17 protein-coding genes and 1 riboswitch are annotated in these 18,068 nt (G+C 43.6%); of the genes, 11 read left to right on the forward strand and 6 right to left on the reverse strand.

Going from position 1 to position 18,068, the window contains the following annotated elements; genetic code table 11:
- Positions 1-954: 954 nt before the first annotated feature.
- On the reverse strand, positions 955-1,626 hold the full coding sequence (gene spoIIM, locus JSY36_RS15825; RefSeq protein ID WP_419466048.1) for a stage II sporulation protein M: 672 nt from the start codon (positions 1,624-1,626) through the stop codon (positions 955-957).
- Positions 1,627-1,823: 197 nt separating this feature from the next.
- Positions 1,824-2,366 (reverse strand): NUDIX domain-containing protein, encoded by a 543-nt coding sequence (locus tag JSY36_RS15830; RefSeq protein WP_205167099.1) that lies wholly within the window; start codon positions 2,364-2,366, stop codon positions 1,824-1,826.
- A gap of 96 nt (positions 2,367-2,462) precedes the next feature.
- Here JSY36_RS15830 and mciZ point away from each other — a divergent pair, with 96 nt between their 5' ends.
- Positions 2,463-2,639 carry a Z-ring formation inhibitor MciZ gene (mciZ, locus tag JSY36_RS20940; RefSeq protein ID WP_205167100.1) on the forward strand — a complete coding sequence of 59 codons (177 nt, stop codon included), beginning with the start codon at positions 2,463-2,465 and terminating at the stop codon, positions 2,637-2,639.
- Here the strand turns inward: mciZ and JSY36_RS15840 are convergent.
- A complete protein-coding gene (locus JSY36_RS15840; protein ID WP_205167101.1) occupies positions 2,572-3,663 on the reverse strand; it encodes a DUF3866 family protein in 1,092 nt (363 codons plus the stop codon). The genes mciZ and JSY36_RS15840 overlap by 68 nt on opposite strands.
- Before the next feature lie 144 nt (positions 3,664-3,807).
- Between JSY36_RS15840 and JSY36_RS15845 the strand changes: the two genes are divergently transcribed.
- Positions 3,808-4,722 (forward strand): aldo/keto reductase, encoded by a 915-nt coding sequence (locus tag JSY36_RS15845; protein WP_205167102.1) that lies wholly within the window; start codon positions 3,808-3,810, stop codon positions 4,720-4,722.
- An 82-nt stretch (positions 4,723-4,804) separates the two neighbouring features.
- Here JSY36_RS15845 and JSY36_RS15850 read toward each other — a convergent pair whose 3' ends face one another.
- Complete coding sequence (locus JSY36_RS15850) at positions 4,805-5,455, reverse strand: TlpA disulfide reductase family protein (protein ID WP_205167103.1); 651 nt, start codon at positions 5,453-5,455, stop codon at positions 4,805-4,807.
- A gap of 373 nt (positions 5,456-5,828) precedes the next feature.
- On the opposite strand from JSY36_RS15850, the gene JSY36_RS15855 reads away from it, so the two are divergent.
- The 3 genes from JSY36_RS15855 to JSY36_RS15865 all read left to right on the forward strand — a co-directional run bounded on the left by JSY36_RS15855 (position 5,829) and on the right by JSY36_RS15865 (position 8,937).
- Positions 5,829-6,662, forward strand: coding sequence for an undecaprenyl-diphosphate phosphatase (locus JSY36_RS15855; protein ID WP_205167104.1), 834 nt, complete (start codon positions 5,829-5,831; stop codon positions 6,660-6,662).
- Positions 6,663-6,860: 198 nt separating this feature from the next.
- Positions 6,861-7,919, forward strand: coding sequence for a permease (locus tag JSY36_RS15860; RefSeq protein WP_205167105.1), 1,059 nt, complete (start codon positions 6,861-6,863; stop codon positions 7,917-7,919).
- 25 nt (positions 7,920-7,944) lie between these two features.
- Positions 7,945-8,937 carry a TIGR03943 family putative permease subunit gene (locus JSY36_RS15865; RefSeq protein ID WP_205167106.1) on the forward strand — a complete coding sequence of 331 codons (993 nt, stop codon included), beginning with the start codon at positions 7,945-7,947 and terminating at the stop codon, positions 8,935-8,937.
- 383 nt (positions 8,938-9,320) lie between these two features.
- On the opposite strand, the gene JSY36_RS15870 is transcribed toward JSY36_RS15865, so the two are convergent.
- Positions 9,321-9,854 carry a PTS sugar transporter subunit IIA gene (locus JSY36_RS15870; RefSeq protein WP_205167107.1) on the reverse strand — a complete coding sequence of 178 codons (534 nt, stop codon included), beginning with the start codon at positions 9,852-9,854 and terminating at the stop codon, positions 9,321-9,323.
- Positions 9,855-10,071: 217 nt separating this feature from the next.
- Positions 10,072-10,173: riboswitch (purine riboswitch) on the forward strand.
- Positions 10,174-10,457: 284 nt separating this feature from the next.
- Here JSY36_RS15870 and JSY36_RS15875 point away from each other — a divergent pair.
- Both JSY36_RS15875 and JSY36_RS15880 read left to right on the forward strand, forming a co-directional pair.
- On the forward strand, positions 10,458-11,066 hold the full coding sequence (locus JSY36_RS15875) for a xanthine phosphoribosyltransferase (RefSeq protein ID WP_205167108.1): 609 nt from the start codon (positions 10,458-10,460) through the stop codon (positions 11,064-11,066).
- Complete coding sequence (locus JSY36_RS15880) at positions 11,047-12,564, forward strand: NCS2 family permease (protein ID WP_205167109.1); 1,518 nt, start codon at positions 11,047-11,049, stop codon at positions 12,562-12,564. The genes JSY36_RS15875 and JSY36_RS15880 overlap by 20 nt, the downstream gene beginning before the upstream one ends.
- Positions 12,565-12,616: 52 nt before the next feature.
- Here the strand turns inward: JSY36_RS15880 and JSY36_RS15885 are convergent, their stop codons facing one another.
- The gene (locus tag JSY36_RS15885; RefSeq protein ID WP_236785009.1) at positions 12,617-13,480 is read right to left on the reverse strand and encodes a Cof-type HAD-IIB family hydrolase; all 864 of its coding nucleotides are present in this window, start codon (positions 13,478-13,480) and stop codon (positions 12,617-12,619) included.
- A 370-nt stretch (positions 13,481-13,850) separates the two neighbouring features.
- On the opposite strand from JSY36_RS15885, the gene JSY36_RS15890 reads away from it, so the two are divergent.
- The 4 genes from JSY36_RS15890 to JSY36_RS15905 are packed head-to-tail and all read left to right on the forward strand — an operon-like array spanning position 13,851 to position 17,965.
- Entirely contained in the window at positions 13,851-14,660 is an 810-nt protein-coding gene (locus tag JSY36_RS15890; RefSeq protein ID WP_122896564.1) for a carotenoid biosynthesis protein, read from the forward strand.
- Entirely contained in the window at positions 14,638-15,369 is a 732-nt protein-coding gene (locus tag JSY36_RS15895) for a 1-acyl-sn-glycerol-3-phosphate acyltransferase (protein WP_205167110.1), read from the forward strand. The genes JSY36_RS15890 and JSY36_RS15895 overlap by 23 nt, the downstream gene beginning before the upstream one ends.
- Positions 15,369-16,484 carry a glycosyltransferase family 2 protein gene (locus tag JSY36_RS15900; protein WP_205167111.1) on the forward strand — a complete coding sequence of 372 codons (1,116 nt, stop codon included), beginning with the start codon at positions 15,369-15,371 and terminating at the stop codon, positions 16,482-16,484. Before JSY36_RS15895 ends, JSY36_RS15900 begins: the two co-directional genes overlap by 1 nt.
- Positions 16,481-17,965: a phytoene desaturase family protein gene (locus JSY36_RS15905; protein WP_205167112.1), complete on the forward strand. Its 1,485-nt coding sequence runs from the start codon at positions 16,481-16,483 to the stop codon at positions 17,963-17,965. The genes JSY36_RS15900 and JSY36_RS15905 overlap by 4 nt, the downstream gene beginning before the upstream one ends.
- The last annotated feature ends 103 nt before the right edge of the window (positions 17,966-18,068 follow it).

Here is an 18,068-nt window from a genome sequence, read left to right on the forward strand (position 1 = left end):
ATCCTATGTGCCTATATCGGAATAAGGAGATGATTTCCAATCTCCTACCGCGACGCGTCAATCTCACTCCCTTTCTTTTCTAAAATTAGAAAAGGTAAGAAGAGTATTGGATCACCACCTCAATAAATAATTTTTTTAAAAGAACTAGAAGGGATCTTAACCCCTGGTACATCAACTTTTCCCGAGGGAGTCTCGAACATTCCGGCTACATCCTCTTTTACATTCTTATTTGAGTGCTTTTAAACATGAAGCAGCTTACAGGTTTCTATATGCTGGTAGAGGCTGGGACAGAAGTGTTTTAATCAACGAGAATCCGAACAAATAACATGCTGTGCAAATAAATCGCTCCTGAAATATACTCCGCTTTCCGCGGAAAGCGGGTGAGCCTCCTCGTGCTGCGCACTGCGGGGTCTCACCTTTGCTTTTCATTCCGCAGGAGTCTACGTATATTTCATCCGCTATGTTCGCGTATTGTTCGGATTCTCAGCTAAACACTTTCTTTATGTCCCAGCCTCATTTTTATGGGGATAACGAAACGCGAAGAAACGAAATAAGTACTCCAACGCCCCTTCCCTTAATGTTCTCTTAACCGTATTGCCAAAGAGAACAAGTTCATTGTAAGGAAGAGGAACCTGGAGGCATTACCTTTTCTACTGCTCTGTGTAAGCAGCCGGGTTTCTGTGGGGAACGGTACGCTTCATGACTTATTTAGAAAGTTATCGAAAGAAGGTGTCCGTATATCACCTCATGGTCTAAATGAGCAGTTTAATAAGCAAGCAGTAAGCTTTTGGAGTGTATCTTAGAATTTTGGTAAGAAAACAAAGAAGCCGCCAAGCCTTCTAAACTTGACGGCTATGGGGTCTCCCCCCGAACTCGCTTTTCCCGCAGGAGCGTCGCTCATTCGCTCCAAAATCAACTCTTTTTTAAGACAACAATATCCTTTAATACAGCAACTTATAAAAGCCATTGTACAACTGACTTCAAAAGTACAGGGGAAACATAGGCTTCATAAACACTCATCAGAGTAACGACTGCCCCTGTGAACAATAAAAAAAGTGAATAAGCTGTAAAGTGCTGAAATATAGGTTCGTACCCTTTTCTTATAATCTGTCTGCAAATCTTCAGGCTGAATGAAATTGATACCGTCGCTGTGATAATAAAAACAGGCACGAGAATCAGGTTTTGAGGGAAGATAGCCGCAAATGCCAGAATAAATCCGTCAAAGCCCATCTGGCTTACAAGAAAACCAACTGTAAAACCGATAACAAGTCCCTTTAGAAAAAGGAGAATAAGAATAATCGGCAAACCGATAACAGACAGTCCTAAAAACCACATTAAGCCCAGGTATTTGCTGTAATGGGCAAACGTCTGGGTAAATGCTTCCTCAGATGATGCCAGCTCTCCCTTTTCAACCTGTCCGAAAAACTGGCTCAAATACGTAAACAGGTCATTTTTCTGTCCAGCCGTTAAATTGTTTACAATTACAGCTCCAAAAATCACACCCATCATAAGCAGTACGATGGAGAATACATAAATGGAACGATTCTCTTCGATATGGATCAGAATTGCTCTTCTAAAACCGCCTTTCATCCGGTTCATCTGATTCGCCCCTTCATAATGTGTCATCGGCTCAGTGACTCATTGTTACTCTATGAATCTACTTTGCACTCTATGACATGAAATAAGGGACACTTACATCAGGAATCAGGCTCGTTTTGAACATCGCAGGAGGATGTGTATGTTGATTTCCGCTCCAGCCCTTCAGGAGACTCTCTGGATCACGCTCTTGGAATACAGCAAACCTGCGTCAATCAACACAGGTGTTAACCCTGCTTTTTCAAAAGCCAGTGCTGAATGGCCAGAATTGTCTTCGCATCATGAACAGCCTCTGTTTTTATCATCTCAAGTGCCTCATCCAATGTAACTTCAATCTTTTCAACGAACTCATCCTCATCCGTTTTTACTTCTCCAGGCTCTAACTCTCCGGCTTCATATAAATAAACGATTTCATCAGCAAATCCAGGGGAAGTATAAAATGAAGCAATCTTTTCCATTGACGCCGCAGCATACCCCGTTTCTTCTTCAAGCTCCCGAAAAGCGCACTGCTTTGGATCTTCACCTGCTTCAAGCTTGCCCGCAGGGATCTCCGCAATTGTTTTTTCAAGGGCTTTGCGGAACTGGTTTACAAGAACAAGTTTATTCTCTTTTGTTACAGCAAGCACCGCAACAGCCCCCGGATGATTTATAATCTCGCGTTTACTCTCTTTCCCGTTTGGTAAAGCTACATCATGAACACTTAGTTCAATGATACGGCCTTCAAATATCTTTTCTTTGTTTAATGTCTTTTCCTGCAGATGATCTCCCACTATACCCACTCCCTCTTTTACAGTTCTCTTTTTTAAGAGCGATTCATAGTGTTAAGCATACCAAACTAAAGTGCCCATAAAAAGGAGAGATAAACGATGCATGTATACTTGAAAGAAAATGGTTTTGTCGTGGCCGGTAAAGTATGGCAGGTAAAAGCCTACCTGAAGAAGCTTTCTTCTCAGCATGATACAGTAGAACAATGGATTACAAAAGGAATTCCTGATCGTGATCGTTCTCAAGGATCCAATATAGTGCCGTTCCCACGCCGGTAAAAAACAACCTGTCTTCTTCATATGACCGGCCCATTGAACGAATCGGCGACACACCTGCCAGCGCTTTTTCCACCATTGCTTTCACTTTTCTCTCACAGATACTCTCAACTTCTATATGAGGCTCGCTGCTCAGCTCCCGGCAATCTTCCTTTATGTACCGGTCAGCCAATTCTCCGGCCGGTACCGGCAGCACGCTTGTTGCATAAGTGAATTCCAAAAGTGCCGTCTTTGTGTGATGTGACAGGCCAAGGTGTCTTTCTCTCCTGTCACTTTCTGAAAGCCTTGGTGTCCAGACAGGAACACCTTTACATTTCCCTATCAGATTGGCCCACTCAGCCATTCTGATTCCGCTGAATCCGTACCGGGTACCCGAGCCAACAACCCCTGGCCCTACTGTGACAACAATGAGCGCTTTTGGGTAATGATATATGGCAAACTGAAGTGCCGTTAATAGATTAATGGCCTCGAAATCCCCGCCAAATGCCTGGCCGATTGATATTGTCGTTACATTTTGATCCTCTTTTATCTTTTGCAGATGTCCGCTTACAGGTAAAGCAAGAGCTGCTGAATCGTCAATTACCGCTACCAGCTTCCCTTCCTGTTTTTCATGATGATACATTGCCTGCACAACCGGAAGCATACTGTGAAGTTCACAAAGTAAAATTGGCTTACAGTGCAGGTTCAGTCTCTCATAAAAGATAAACTGATCTTTCTGCTCAGGAGATTCCACAGTAAGCATACTGTGCTGAGAAGGCAGGTATCTCCCTTTAATAATGTGCCCCCTTGTATCACCTGCTGAAAAGGACACTTTTTCTTCAATACTTGCTACAATATCAAGACCACCTGTACCAAGCTTCAGGTCACTCGCTGTGACGTTTATTTTCACCTTGTCACCTTTTGATACATAAGGAAAGAATGATGCGTATAAAATGGCATAGCCGCACCCTCCGTCAACGGCCAGTTTCTGCGTATCTGCCGTCTCTTCAATCACATCAAGAACGGTAACTGTCTCAATCCGAAGCATCCTGTTTCCCCCTCCTTACACCAGCGTATTCATTCTGTTTTCTGTTCATACCAAGGTTAGTGCCTGATGTTTTAAAGGGGGTTTTGTGTGGTATTCTATACCAGAAAGATAGAGAACAGAAAGATCGCAGAAGGAGGATGAACTGTGAAAACGAACAGAATCGGCTCGTCTGATTTATATGTGACAGAAATCGGATTTGGGTGTATGTCCCTTTCAGGTAAAGATAAAGAAAACGAAAGAATCATCCACGAAGCGATTGATAAGGGTGTCAATTACTTTGACACAGCAGATCTCTATGAATTCGGAGCAAACGAGGAGTCAGTTGGGAAAGCACTAAGAGGTAAACGCGAGAACGTTATCCTCGCTTCCAAAGGCGGGAACGAATGGGGGGAAGGAATTGACGGCTGGAGATGGAATCCGTCCAAAGAACACTTGAAAAAAGCTGTCAAGAAAAGTCTCCAGCGGCTGGGAACGGATTATCTTGACCTGTATCAATTACACGGAGGAACGATTGAGGACCCTATTGATGAGACAATAGAAGCTTTTGAGGAATTAGTCCAAGAAGGAACCATCCGGTACTACGGAATTTCATCCATCAGGCCCAATGTCATTAAAGAATACCTCAGCCGCTCAAACATAGTTAGCGTAATGATGCAGTACAGTCTCCTCGACCGGCGTCCTGAAGAATGGTTTTCTCTTCTTAAGGAAAACGATGTTTCTGTTATTGCCAGGGGGCCTGTGGCCAAAGGACTCTTAACTTCACGATACAACGATAAGGTATCGGAAAAAGGCTATTTATCCTATGAAAGGGACGAGCTTATCAAAACCATAAGGAAGCTTGAACAAATCGCAGAGGAGAAAGATATGCCATTAAATGAGGTGGCCCTGCGCTACGTTCTTTCTGCGGAAACAGTAGCCTGTACCGTACCCGGTGCGTCTGACAGCAGCCAGCTGAAAAAGAATCTGCTCGCTTCAAAACAAGCTGATTTAACAGGACGAACAATTGAAGAACTTCAGGAAGTAACCAAATTGAGTTATTACGAAAACCACAGAAAATAAAAAGAGGGCGCTCATAAGGAGGAATTAATACCTTAAGAGCCGCCCTCAACTATTTTTGCATAGAAAGCAACACCTGTTTACTCTAGTCAGATGCTTCCCCGTTCTCTTCATATCTCTCTTTTGCTTCGTCCAGAAACTCTTCCAAAACCCCGTAATCAAGATAGCCTGTATGCCGAATAATAATTCTTCCATCCGGATCGAGAATATACGTAAGAGGCATGGCAATTACCTGATAATCGAGAGTCACTTCATTATTCCTCGCCATCAGGGTAGGAAATGAAATATTAAATTCATCAATAAACCTGCCTACCGTTTCTTCATTTGGTTCCTGAGTTGTATTGTTTATACCCACAACCTGAACCCCGGCATCTCCGTAATCTTCCTGAAATTGAATGAGTTCAGGCATTTCTTCACGACATGGGGGACACCACGTTGCCCAGATATTCAATACAACATAGTCTCCTCTGAAGTCTGAGATGCTCATTTCCTCTTCCTCATCCCAAACCGGCAGTGAGATATCTTTAAGAAGCATTCCCGGTCTTACACCTGTTTCATCAACTTCTTCATAATCAGGTACTTCACCTTCATCTGCAACGTCAATACCTTCATTCTCCAGATATACGTCTAAAGGATCATTGCCTTGTGTATCTGAACGGTGATCATATACCACATAGGCAGCAACGAGCAGCGCAGCTGTTAGAATCAGCACGCTTGAAAGATGCTTTCCTTTCATTGCTCAATCCCCCTTTTCTTTCCTTGTTTTAGTATAGCGTTTATTGTCAATTAACGAAATATCCCTGACTTTTTTCACACAAAATTCAATGATTTACCCCTTCCTCTGTACTACAAATAAAGCGCTTTGTAAAAAATGTTGCTAAAACCGGTGTTGGTTACCTTCAAGTGTCTGCTGCATGTTCGAAATTTTCATGTTGTTTTCCTAATATGCCTTTTCCTTGCCAGGTCGTTTCCGTTTTTGCTGTACGTCTCTTACATCATAGTAAGATGAAGGTATTAAATAATACTTCCACATGAAAAACTTACTCAACACCTCAGGTTTCTGCTAGAATAAATAACAGTGTTTCTATAATCATGGAGGGAAGTCTTGTATGTCTATTATTGAAGCTATTATTTTTGGTATTGTTCAAGGAATTACTGAATTCCTGCCGGTTTCCAGCACCGCACACATTGTCATTACCCAGCTTGTGTTCGGATACACATTCCCGGGGCTGGCATTTGAGATCTACCTGCACATTGCTTCTGTGCTGGCTGTTATTCTTTTTTTCAGAAAAGACCTTTGGCATGTGATTACAGGGTTTTTCGGCTATCTGAGTAACCGCTCTGAAGAGAACCGCGTTTCGTTTTTCTTCGGTCTTTATATTATCATTGCCACATTTATTACAGGGGGTCTTGGATATCTCCTTTCTGATTTTGTGGCCGATTCCATTAAAACACCTGCCTTTATTGCTGGCGCTTTGACTGTAACGGGCTTTGCACTGATCTTTATTGAACGGTTTCATAAATATGGAAACCGATCTGAGAAGGATATGACATTCTTCGATTCTGTCATTGTCGGTCTTGGACAAACCCTCGCCGTTATCCCGGGTATATCGAGATCAGGATCAACTTTAGTAGTCTCTTTGTTTCTTGGTTTAAAACGGGAAACAGCCGTCCGTTACTCCTTTTTATTGGCGATACCTGTCATTCTCGGTTCAAGTGTTCTCGCCCTTGATGAACTTTCATCGGGCTTCATTAATCAGATTGGGGTCATGCCCCTTATCATATCCTTTGTAATAACGTTCATTTTTTCCTGGATCGGTATTGTATGGCTCATCGAATTTATTAAACGAAGCAAGCTGGTTTACTTTGCCGTCTATTGTTTCGTAGTAGCAGCACTTGTCTTTTTCCTGTTGGATCCGGGAACGGTTATGGATGTAGAATAAAAATTATACGTATTCTGAGGGTGAATCCTGAGGTAGAATGTATACCTTATGAGTCATCCTCTCTTTGTTTCTTTTCTATTAAAATTAAATAGAGCCATTTACCTTCATGCAGGGCTTTGGTAGAATAATTCCCAGTGTTTGTTTTACTATTTTCATAATTTCTTTTACTAATCATATAATCGAACAGGAGAGTCGGATATGGAACCAAGACAGGTAAGGTCCTGGGGAAAAGATTTAATTGGAATGGGGCTTTTGCTTCTATTTTTATTCCTCTTTCTCTTTAGTGACCGCCTCAGTAATACACAGTATATGCAAGATCTGCCGGCTGCGTGGATCAATGTAAATACCATCTTTCTCAGTATTGTTTTAGAAGCTATCCCGTTTATCCTGCTCGGTGTATTCGTTTCAGCCCTTATACAGATTTATGTATCAGAAGAAACCATTAAACGCTACCTTCCTAAAAATGCTCTGGGAGCTTTATTTCCGGCAGCTGTTCTTGGCGCCATCTTCCCTCTATGTGAATGTGCAATCGTTCCGGTTGTGGCAAGACTGGTTAAAAAAGGAATGCCTCTTCACGTAGGCGTCGTTTTCCTTGTTGCTGCACCGATTTTGAATCCAATCGTTTTTGCTTCAACCTTTTTTGCATTCGGATCAGACTGGACACATCCGGTACTTCTTTCTAGAATGTCCCTGGCATTTGTTCTATCCATTATTATCGGTGCGATTCTTTACATGCTGTTTCGTAACAGTTACCAGCTTCGCGCAAAGAGACAGGAAGACCCCACTCCCCATGAGGTACATACGCACCATCCGGATAAACCGGGTTTCATCAACAGAGTGAAAGAAACCGTTTATCATGCGGTGGATGAATTTTTCCTGATGGGAAAATATTTAATTCTCGGAGCACTCATCGCAGCATTATTCCAGACCTTTCTTGACCGCCAGGTTCTGCAGACAATCGGTGCAGACGAGTATTCTTCAGTACTTGTTATGATGGGATTTGCCTATCTTTTATCCTTGTGTTCAGAAGCTGACGCATTTGTGGCTGCTTCATTCGGTCAGAGCTTTACGACAGCCTCTCTAATCGGATTCCTTGTTTACGGTCCGATGCTTGATTTAAAAAATACTTTTATGCTGTTTGCTTATTTCCGGGTGAAGTTCGTTATTGCCTTTATGATCATTGTGACGATCGTAGTATTTGCTGCCATTATTCTTCTAAATCAATTTATTCTGCCAAACTGGTATCAATGGTTTTAATATGTAAAGTGGAGGTTCAGATTTAATGAAACAATATGATGCTTCATTTCATGCTTTCATCCAGGGTATTATTTTAATCGGCTTTGCGCTGCTTATGCTCTGGCTTACAATAAGCGGCAACATCATTTATTATATTGCACCCAAGATGATGCCCTTTGTTTATTTTGCCCTTGTGACGTTCTTTCTCCTTGGTACAATACAAATTTTCCGAAGTACCCGTAAAGAGCACGATCACGAGCATGGGGCTTCCTGCAGTTGCGGGCACGACCATAAAATTCCAGGTCCGCCTTTTGTAAAACTGGCTATTTACAGTGTCTTTATCCTTCCTGTTCTCCTTGGTTTTGTTCTTCCGGACAGAAGCTTGGACAGCTCTGCTGCTCAAAACCGCGGTATGACTCTGGGAAGCGGGAATTCACCTGCCGTTTCAGCTGCTCCCCCCCCTTCTGATCAAGCAGAAGAATCAGGTGAGCCGAGCCGGGCCGAAGCTTATCTTGAAGATCCTGATGCCTATATGGAAGAGTTGGAGGAAGGCAGTCAGGATGATGGTGAAAACACCGATAAACTTGACGAACATTATACTATAGAAGATTTTTATGATCAGGAGGGCTTCGATCAGTATTATGTGGAGCTGGCAGAGCGTCTTGAACATGAAGATGTGATCACGGTGACAGAAGAGAACTACCTGGATATTATGACAGTTATGGACGTTCATTTAGAGAAATTCATCGGCAAGGAAATTGAAATGATCGGCTTTGCTTACCGTGAGCCTGACTTTGATGACAATCAGCTGGTGGCAGCCCGTTTTTCCATGACCTGCTGTACAGCCGACGCCGGAGTTTATGGAACACTCATTGACTCGGATGAAGCGAAAGACATCGAAGAAGACACCTGGATTCATGCATACGGGACAATTGAAGCTGGTGAGTACAACGGATACCGTCTTCCGGTCATTTCAAATGCCGAGCTGACTGAAGTTGATGAGCCGGATTCTCCTTATGTTTATCCGAGTTTCCGGTAGTTACTCCAATAAAATGCCGGGACAAAAACCAGTTAAAAAGAATGGCCCTCACCGTTGATGAGAGCCATTCAGGCTGTCGGGAAAGTCTCTTCTCGACAGTCTTTTTTGTATTGCCTGTGTTGAAATCAGGTGCTGATTTACGCTCATTGCGCTCCCTTTCCGCTGGCGCGCCGGTGAGCCTCCAAGGTGTTTATTCCTGCTTCTTCCTATGCCAGTAAAAGAGCGCAAATAACCTCACAGTCAGCTGAGAAGAAGCATTTTACTGCATTTCAGGATAGAATGTTCACCATCCGCTGTTATTTTTGCATGAAGAAACCCACGCATTAGAAAACGTGGGTCTCTCAACAACCTGACACCCTTATACAGAGTGTTTTTTATTTTGTCTACTTAACAGTAATGGTAAGGATCGATGTTTCACCTTTTGTTACATCAATGTTCTCTTCTTTTTGCAGGTCACTGACAGCATCGCCGTTTGTAATGATGATCGGTGTAATCGTGCTTTCGGCCTTTTCGTTTACAAGGTCCATATCAAACGTAATAAGCTTATCTCCGGCTGCTACTTTATCCCCTTCTTTTACGAAAGCTTCAAAACCTTCCCCCTGCATATTTACTGTTTCAATTCCGATGTGAATGAGAATTTCAACACCGTTTACTGTACGAAGTCCTACGGCATGCTTAGTAGGGAATAACTGAACAATTTCACCGTGAACCGGGGAAACTACCGTACCTTCACTTGGCTGGATGGCAATTCCGTCACCCATCATTTTTTCTGCAAATGTCGGGTCAGGTACTTCGGACAGAGATACGGCTTTTCCTGTAATCGGAGAGACTACAACATCCTTCCCGTCAGCTTCAGGCATTTGAACCTCAGGTTTTTTCTCCTCTTTCTTATCAAGACCAAATAATTTCTTCAGCATTTGAATCACCTTTCTTTCATGATTTTTCATTTGTATGTACATGTTCCACGCAATGATATAGTTTAAACGATAAGTACCCGTGTTGTAAAATATTTTTTCTCGGTTCCTATCGCATCCACCTCTTACCATCACAGCAAAACACGAACAAACAAAAGATAAGTGATAATTAAGTTCGGAAATAAAGGTTTTTTTCTCGAAAAAGCTGTGCTATAATCAGGTCATTCGTTAAAAAAATACTCGTATAACGGTGAGAATATGGCTCACAAGTCTCTACCAAACAACCGTAAATTGTTTGACTACGAGTGAAAAGGTCAGCTTGGATAATGGACTACCTTACTATACCCGGAATTCCGTGTAGCTATGTGTCTATTTTGAAGCAGCTAAAACGCCCCAGCCCGGTGCGCCTTTCACTTGTACAAACAAGTAAGGCATGCACCGGGCTTTTTTGTCTTTGCTGTGTTAAAGATCATTGTTGATTTAATAACAATGTTGATTGCAGCGAATGCGCGGCACCTCGTAGAAAGAGAGTGCAACGAGCTGAAATCAACACCTGAGTTTAACAAAGCCTTTGTCTTTATAACCCACTAATGAGGAGGAATCATAATGAAACTGTTAAAACAAGTCATCGAAGATCAAGGGGTCGTCCTGTCTGATGGAGTACTTAAGGTGGATGCGTTTTTAAACCACGGGATTGATCCGGAACTCATGAGTGAAATCGGCCGGGAGTTTGCTGCCCGCTTTGAAGAAGCAGGCATTACAAAAATACTTACTATAGAATCATCGGGCATCGCCCCTTCTCTGATGACAGCCCTTGAGTTAAAATGTCCTCTGGTTTTTGCACGAAAACAAAAATCACTCACCATGCAGGATAACCTTTATTCTGCTGATGTTTACTCCTTTACAAAAGAGAAATACCAGACAATCAGTGTCTCAAAAGACAAAATGACGAAAAACGATAACGTACTCATTATCGATGATTTCCTTGCAAACGGTCAGGCAGCCCTCGGCCTTGCCTCGATCGTTCAGGATGCAGGTGCCTCCATTGCCGGAGTCGGCATTGTAATTGAAAAATCTTTTCAGCCGGGAAGAACGCTCCTTACCGGTGCGGGACTGCGCGTCGAATCCCTCGCACGTATTGCTTCCTTATCAGAAAATAAAGTAACTTTTGTGAAAAATGAGGAGGCTGAGTCCCATGAAGCAGCAAACTGTTAATTATCCATGGTTCAAAAAAGAAGATACTGACGCTTTCTTTGCCTTATTTCAGAATAACCTGGCTAACTTCGTCATTATCTCTGTGACCATGCTCGGCATGGGTTTTCCTGCTTCACTCGTTTTTGGAAAAGTGATTCCCGGTGCTGCTGTAGCCGTAATCTTCGGTAATCTCTATTATGCTTATATGGCCAACCGCCTGGCACAGAAAGAAGGCAGGACGAATGTTACAGCCCTCTCATATGGAATCAGTACACCTGTCATGTTTGTGTTTTTGTTTGGCGTTTTACTTCCAGCCAACGCCTTTACCGGGGATCCGGAGCTGGCATGGAAAATTGCACTTGCTGCCTGTTTTATCAGCGGTCTGATTGAGGTTCTCGCCAGCTTTACCGGCAGATGGCTTCAGCGGACACTGCCAAGAGCCGCCATGCTCGGCGCCCTTGCCGGTGTGGCTCTTACGTTTATTGCCGGTGAAATGCTGTTTAACACGTTGGAAATGCCGGTAGTCGGACTGTTTGTTCTTGCGGTCATTCTGCTGGGAATTGTGGGTAAGGTAAGTCTGCCATTTAAGATTCCCGCCTCCCTTTTTGCTGTTGTCGTCGGTACCGGTCTGGCCTTTTCATTAGGCTACGCTGAATGGGGTGTTGTAGCTGAAGGGGCATCTCATCTCGGTTTTTATCCGATTCTTCCGTCTCTTGCTGTATTTGAAGGATTCACTTACTTATTTGGCGGCATGATTGCACTACTGGCTGTGTTACTTCCTATCACCATTTATAATGCCATTGAAACCATGAATAACGTAGAAGCGATGAAGGCTGAAGGAGATTCCTATAATGTAGCGGAGTGTCAGGCTGTTGATGGAGCAGGTACAATGCTTGGTGCTTTGTTTGGCGGCTTGTTTCCTACAACGGTCTATATTGCCACCGTAGGCGCCAAGTGGATGAACGCAGGAAGAGGATACAGTATTCTAAACGCAGCTGTGTTCTTTATCGCCGCTTCATTTGGTATCATTGCCGCTTTATCTGCTATCATTCCTGTCGCTGTAGTAGCACCAATTCTTGTATTCGTAGGTATTTCCATGGTGTCGACTGCATTTGGGAAAAACAAACAGAAGTATTATCCTGCCGTTGCGATTGCCATGCTACCCTACTTTGCCAATTACTTAATGACCCGTTTTAATAATGAAGCCGGAACTGTTTTAAATGAGTTGTCCCCAGGAATTGTTCCACTGGGTGAAGGAGCTATGTTTACCGGTATTTTACTCGGTTCCATAACCGTATGTATCATCGACCACCGATTCAAAGGGGCTGCTTTATTTTCCTTCGTTGCTGCAGTGCTCAGCTTCTTCGGTCTTATGCATGCCCCTGAGATCGGGATTGGGGCGGCTGTTGACTTTGCTCTCGGTTATGTCCTTGTCGGTGCTTTTCTCGGTTCCTATCACCTGAAAGACTTGCGGGTGGTAAAGAACGCAAAAAGCGTTTCCAAAGCAGAAGCTGCCTGACTCAAAACCCCCGGATGCTCATTTGAGCCTCCGGGGGTTTTATATAGAACGTTTATTTTCCGAGCACCCGGTAAATAGCCTCTGCCACACCGTTCTCTGTATTTTGTAACGTGACGAAATGGCTAATCTCCTTTACTTCCTCTTCTCCGTTTTCCATAGCCACAGCAGTACCTGCCATTTCGAGCATGGAGAGGTCGTTAAGGTTATCACCGATAGCCATCGTGTTCTCCATTGAAACCTCAAGCCGTTCGGCAAGGTTTTTAAGAGCAAACCCCTTGGTTGCATTTCTGTGGGTAATCTCAAGGTTTTCAGATGCAGAAGCACTGACAGTAATGTCCCCTAGATTCAAAAGCCGTTCCTTTGCTCTTAACCGGTTCTCATTGTTCTCTGAAAAAGCCAGAAGTTTATACAGTTTCACGTCATCAGTCAGAATTTCTTCGTAATTTCTGACGACATTGACTGCTCCTTCCTGAAAGCGCTCTTCGGCAACCCGCATCACTTCATCGTAGGATGAGAATTCTCCTGTACTCATCATGATATTCACAACAATGTCGAGTCCTTTTTGCGGATCTGCTGTAAATGACCCTTTAGTTGTATAAACCTCGTAATAGACATCCTCTTCCTTCAGTATAGGAGCCATCTTGTTATAAAGCTTATAGCCGAGAGGAACCTGTGATAAGATATCCCCGTTTGTGTTTCTCATTTCCGCACCATTTACGCAAATGAGGGGCAGGCGGAGCCCTGCTTCTTTTAATGGTTCCACCGCTTCTGTGAAGTCCCTTCCCGTAGCTACGGCTACTGTCACTCCTTGTGATTCGGCATAGCGGATGGCCTCAATGTTTGCCTGCGGAATTTTTCGTTCACTGTTTAATAATGTTCCGTCCATATCTGTAGCTATTAATCGAATTTTATTCATTATGATCTCCTTTATTTTCAATGTATACCTGTATCATCGTAACTGAAACCCTGTATATACATCAAGGCAGACGCTGATTGATACGTTTTTTGTATTTATTATTTCTTTGTGCATTTTCCTGCTTAAGATGTCTGCTTGCCTTCCTTTACTGACGCAGTGCCGCAAACCTCCTCGTGCCGGTACAACCTGAGCCCCGCTACTGCAAGTCTCGTCATTTTAAACAATGACAAGATTGTCGTTATACAAAAACTATCAAATTATTGTACACCTTTTTCCTTTTCCGATATACTTTTTCTTACAGGCTCTCTGTTAGCGTTTATGGGTTTCTCCTGAACGTATACAAGCCGAGCTTTTAAAAGGGGGGTGCACGATGCGCTTTGACACGTATTTATTCCGCTTTTTTATTATCTGGTACATTTGTGGCGTATTTTTACTGAGTTTTGACTTGGTCCCTCCATGGTTAGAATGGGCAAATGTCGTATTTTTAATTACGAGCGGCCTTTTGGCAGCGGTGTTTTTTTACCGTACATATAACAAGGTCCTGGGACTCATTTTTATCGGCGTCGTTTTCTCACTGTCCATGATTATGGAGTCGTTTGGAGTAGCGACAGGACTGTTCTTTGGTGACTACGTTTATAAAACAGACTTCGGTCCGAAATTAATCGGGGTTCCTGTTACGATCGGCTTTGCCTGGCTGATGGTCATAGGTACTTCCCACGTCCTTGCAAAGCCTCTGGGGGAAGTTGCAGGCAGATTCGCCTTTGCTGTCTATACTTTGTACGCATCCCTTATTGCAGTAGGTATAGATTTGATTATTGACCCTGTTGCTTACGATGTAAAAGAATACTGGGTATGGCTTGATGACGGTTTCTATTACGGGATTCCTTTTTCTAATTACCTGGGATGGTTTGTACTGTCTTTTGTTCTCCATACTGTTATTTTCCTTTTAGGACGCAAGAATGGAGTCTGGCGGACAACAGCCCGGTCCGACTGGTCCCGGAACATGCGCTGGCTGTATCTTCTCATGACGCTCATGTTCATAATCGTAGCTCTTGTGAACGGACTTTTCCTTGCTTCAGCCGTTTCATCGGTGTGTTTGCTCGTTATTTATTCAATCGATTTTTCCCTTCGCAAAAGCCGGAACGGAGGCATTCCACGTGAAGAAAAAACCATTATTTGAAGCGCTCTTTTCTTTATACAATAAAAGACTTCTGTCAAAGCACTTTCACACCATAAAAGTAAAAAATGACTGGGTGCCCTCCTCTCATAAAAGGGGGGTTCTCTTTTATATTAACCACAGCTCATGGTGGGACAGTCTTGTGTTATTCCAGCTGAACAGGTACCTGTTAAAACAGGACGGCTATGCTCTTATGAGTGAAGATGGGCTTAAGAAGTTTCCGTTCTTCATGAAACTGGGGGCTTTTCCTGTCAATTCATCATCTTATACTTCCGTACTCCGATCTCTTACACGTGCATCTTCACTTCTGGATGAAGGAAAAGCCCTGTTCGTTTTCCCTCAGGGGGAAGAACGCCACGTAGATGAACGTCCCTTTACCTTTCAGCACGGGACGAGTTACTTAATTCAGAAAGCACGAAACTGCGAAGTGGTTCCTATTACGTTTTACCACACCCTTTTCCACGAGCAGCATCCTGAGTTTTTTATCCATATCGGAAAGTCAGTATCAATCGGAGATGACAAAAACCGCCAGGCAGCCACACGTCAGCTCGAGAAAGCCATGACCATACAGCTCGACGCAGTAAAGAGACAGGTAGTGAACGGGAAAACGGAGCACTTCGACGTATTTGTGGATGGAAGCATCACCATCGGAGAGAAGTGGTACCGTTTCAAGAAAAAAGCTGTGCGTCTAACGGGAAGGGAAGAAAACTAATGCTTACGTTTGTCATAACGATACTGGTATTGAGTCTGGCTTTCACATTGCTTAATACCCTCTCTCTTCCAAAGATAAAAAGCATCCAACCCGGTTCGAAACAAAGTACTCCCTGGTCTTCAGTGAATATTTATGTTCCGCTCAGAAACGAAGAAAGAAACGTACCAGTCCTCATCAGCAACCTGAAGAAGCTATCGTACCCTGAATTAACGATTTACCTTCTTGATGATGGGTCTACTGATAAAACCGGCACTCTTATTGAAGAACTCACATCAGGAGACACCCGCTTTCATCTCCTTAATGGAGGGCATCTCCCTGAAGGGTGGGTAGGTAAGGTCCATGCCTGTTATCAGCTTTCGAGACACGGTAATTCTGAATATGCTTTATTTATGGACGCTGATGTAACGCTTGCTCCCATGACCATTGAATCTATGGTCATGTCTTTTGAACCAGGAACAGGGCTTATTACTGGATTTCCCCGCTGCCCGGTGAAAGGAATCCTCGGTCATTTACTCGTACCCATGCAGCATTTTGTTGTACACTTTCATCTGCCTGTTCTTCTTGCAAACCTCACTGTATACCCTCCTGCTACAGCTGCTCACGGGGCATTTATGATGTTCAGGCGAGAGTCTTATGACCACATCGGAGGCCACCGTTCCGTCAAGGATTCCCTTGTGGAGGACGTTCATATCTCCCGGGAGCTGAAGAAGTCGGGATACCGGGTGAAACTTGCAAATATTACTTCTCTCGTGACCTGCGACATGTATAATTCAGACCAAGAAGTATGGGAAGGCTTCTCTAAAAATATGTTTCCCGGTCTGGGACGTTCCCTCTTACTCGTGCTTTTACTGACAATTCTCTATACCGCTGTTTATATCGTTCCATTGTATTGGGCAGTCCTTGGGATTACAGGCACACTTCCTGCAGTATATTTTATTCCCTTCCTCCTTGGAGTTCTGCAAAAAGCCGTTGTGGATTTTGCAACCGGCCAAAAAAAATGGATTGCCCTTCTAATGCCCGCATCTGCTTTTGTGACCGTAATACTGCTCTGGTATTCTGCCTATCTTGGGCTGTTTAAAAAAGGGTTCAGCTGGAAAGGAAGGGTTTATAAATGAGTAAGAAGAAAACAATTGCCGTTATCGGGGGAGGCCTAGGAGGGCTTGCAGCATCAATCCGTCTGCAGAGCAGGGGGCACCAGGTACTGCTTTTTGAGAAAAACGACCACACAGGCGGGAAACTTCACGACGTGCGTCTCGGTACCTATACTTTTGACTTCGGTCCCAACACGATTACCATGCCTCATGTTTTTCAAAACGTGCTGCAAGAAGCAGGAGAAAGCCCTGACGATTACTTTACCTTTGAGCGCCTTACTACCCACACTAAAAATGCTTTTCCCGATGGATCATCATTCTGCTTTTCATCAGACCCTGAACGAATGGAAGAAGAACTCGCGGGTCTTGATCTAAAAAGCGCCAAAGGATATCGTTCCTATTTAAAAGAAGTGTCACACCTGTATGAACTGGCTGACACTCATTTTCTGAAAAGGACTTTTTCATCCTGGAAAGACTATATGTCCCTCCCTCTTGCAAAGGCCCTGATGAGCGTTAAGCCACTCAGAAGCCTTGATGCCTTTCATCGTCAGTTTTTTTCAGATGGCAGAATTGTTCAGGCCTTCAACCGGTATGCCACTTATATTGGTTCTTCTCCTTATCGTTCTCCTGCTACCTTTGCTCTGATCGGCCACCTTGAATTGAATGATGGGGTCTATTATACAAAAGGGGGCAATGTGGAGATCGCAAAAGGACTCACAAAAGCAGCCAGGAAGCTTGGGGTAACGATCCTGACAGGAACTGAAATTGAGAGAATTGAAACGAGCAGTCACCGTGTTACCGGTGTTGTGACGAAAGAAGATCACTTCTATAAAGCAGACGGGGCTGTTATGAACGGGGATTTACTTACCCAGGTTCCCTCTCTTCTGGATGAACGGGTAAGGCCGGGCCTTTCAAATAAAAAAATGGAACGATTCTCACCATCTGTTTCCGCCTTTGTCATGATGGTCGCAGTCAGAAAGCGATTCGACCTCCACCATCATCACGTTTTCTTCAATGATGATTACAAAGGCGAATTCGAATCCATCTTTACACACCAGTCATTTGCGAAGGATCCGACTATTTACATCTGCACCTCTTCAAAAACAGACCCCATGCGGTCTCCTGACGGGGACAACCTGTTCATTCTTGTAAATGCGCCACCTCTCACAAAAGAAGGACTCATGACTAGTGATACAAAAGAGTATGAGACATTGATTTTTGACCGTTTGAAGGGACGGGGAATTGACATCCAGCCTTTTTTAGAGTCGAAAAAAACAGTCACACCAAAAGACATTGCTAACCGTTTTTATGCATACCGGGGGTCACTTTACGGTATAGCGTCCAACCGCAGATCAGATACCTTCCTGCGTCCGTATAACCAGAGTGCCGATCTGTCCAACCTGTTCTTTGCAGGGGGAAGCACGCACCCCGGAGGCGGGTCTCCTATGGTTATACTGAGCGGAATGAACGCTGCTGACTCACTTATAAGAGAGCTGGGTAAATAATAAAGAAGGTGTCCCAAATGTGATTTTGGTGACACCCTTTTAATTATGATCATTTCCTTTTTGAAAATTTGATCTGTTAATGGTTTATGTTGATTTGTGCTCA

Source organism: Alteribacter salitolerans, assembly GCF_016901055.1.
Lineage (GTDB): Bacteria > Bacillota > Bacilli > Bacillales > Salisediminibacteriaceae > Alteribacter > Alteribacter keqinensis.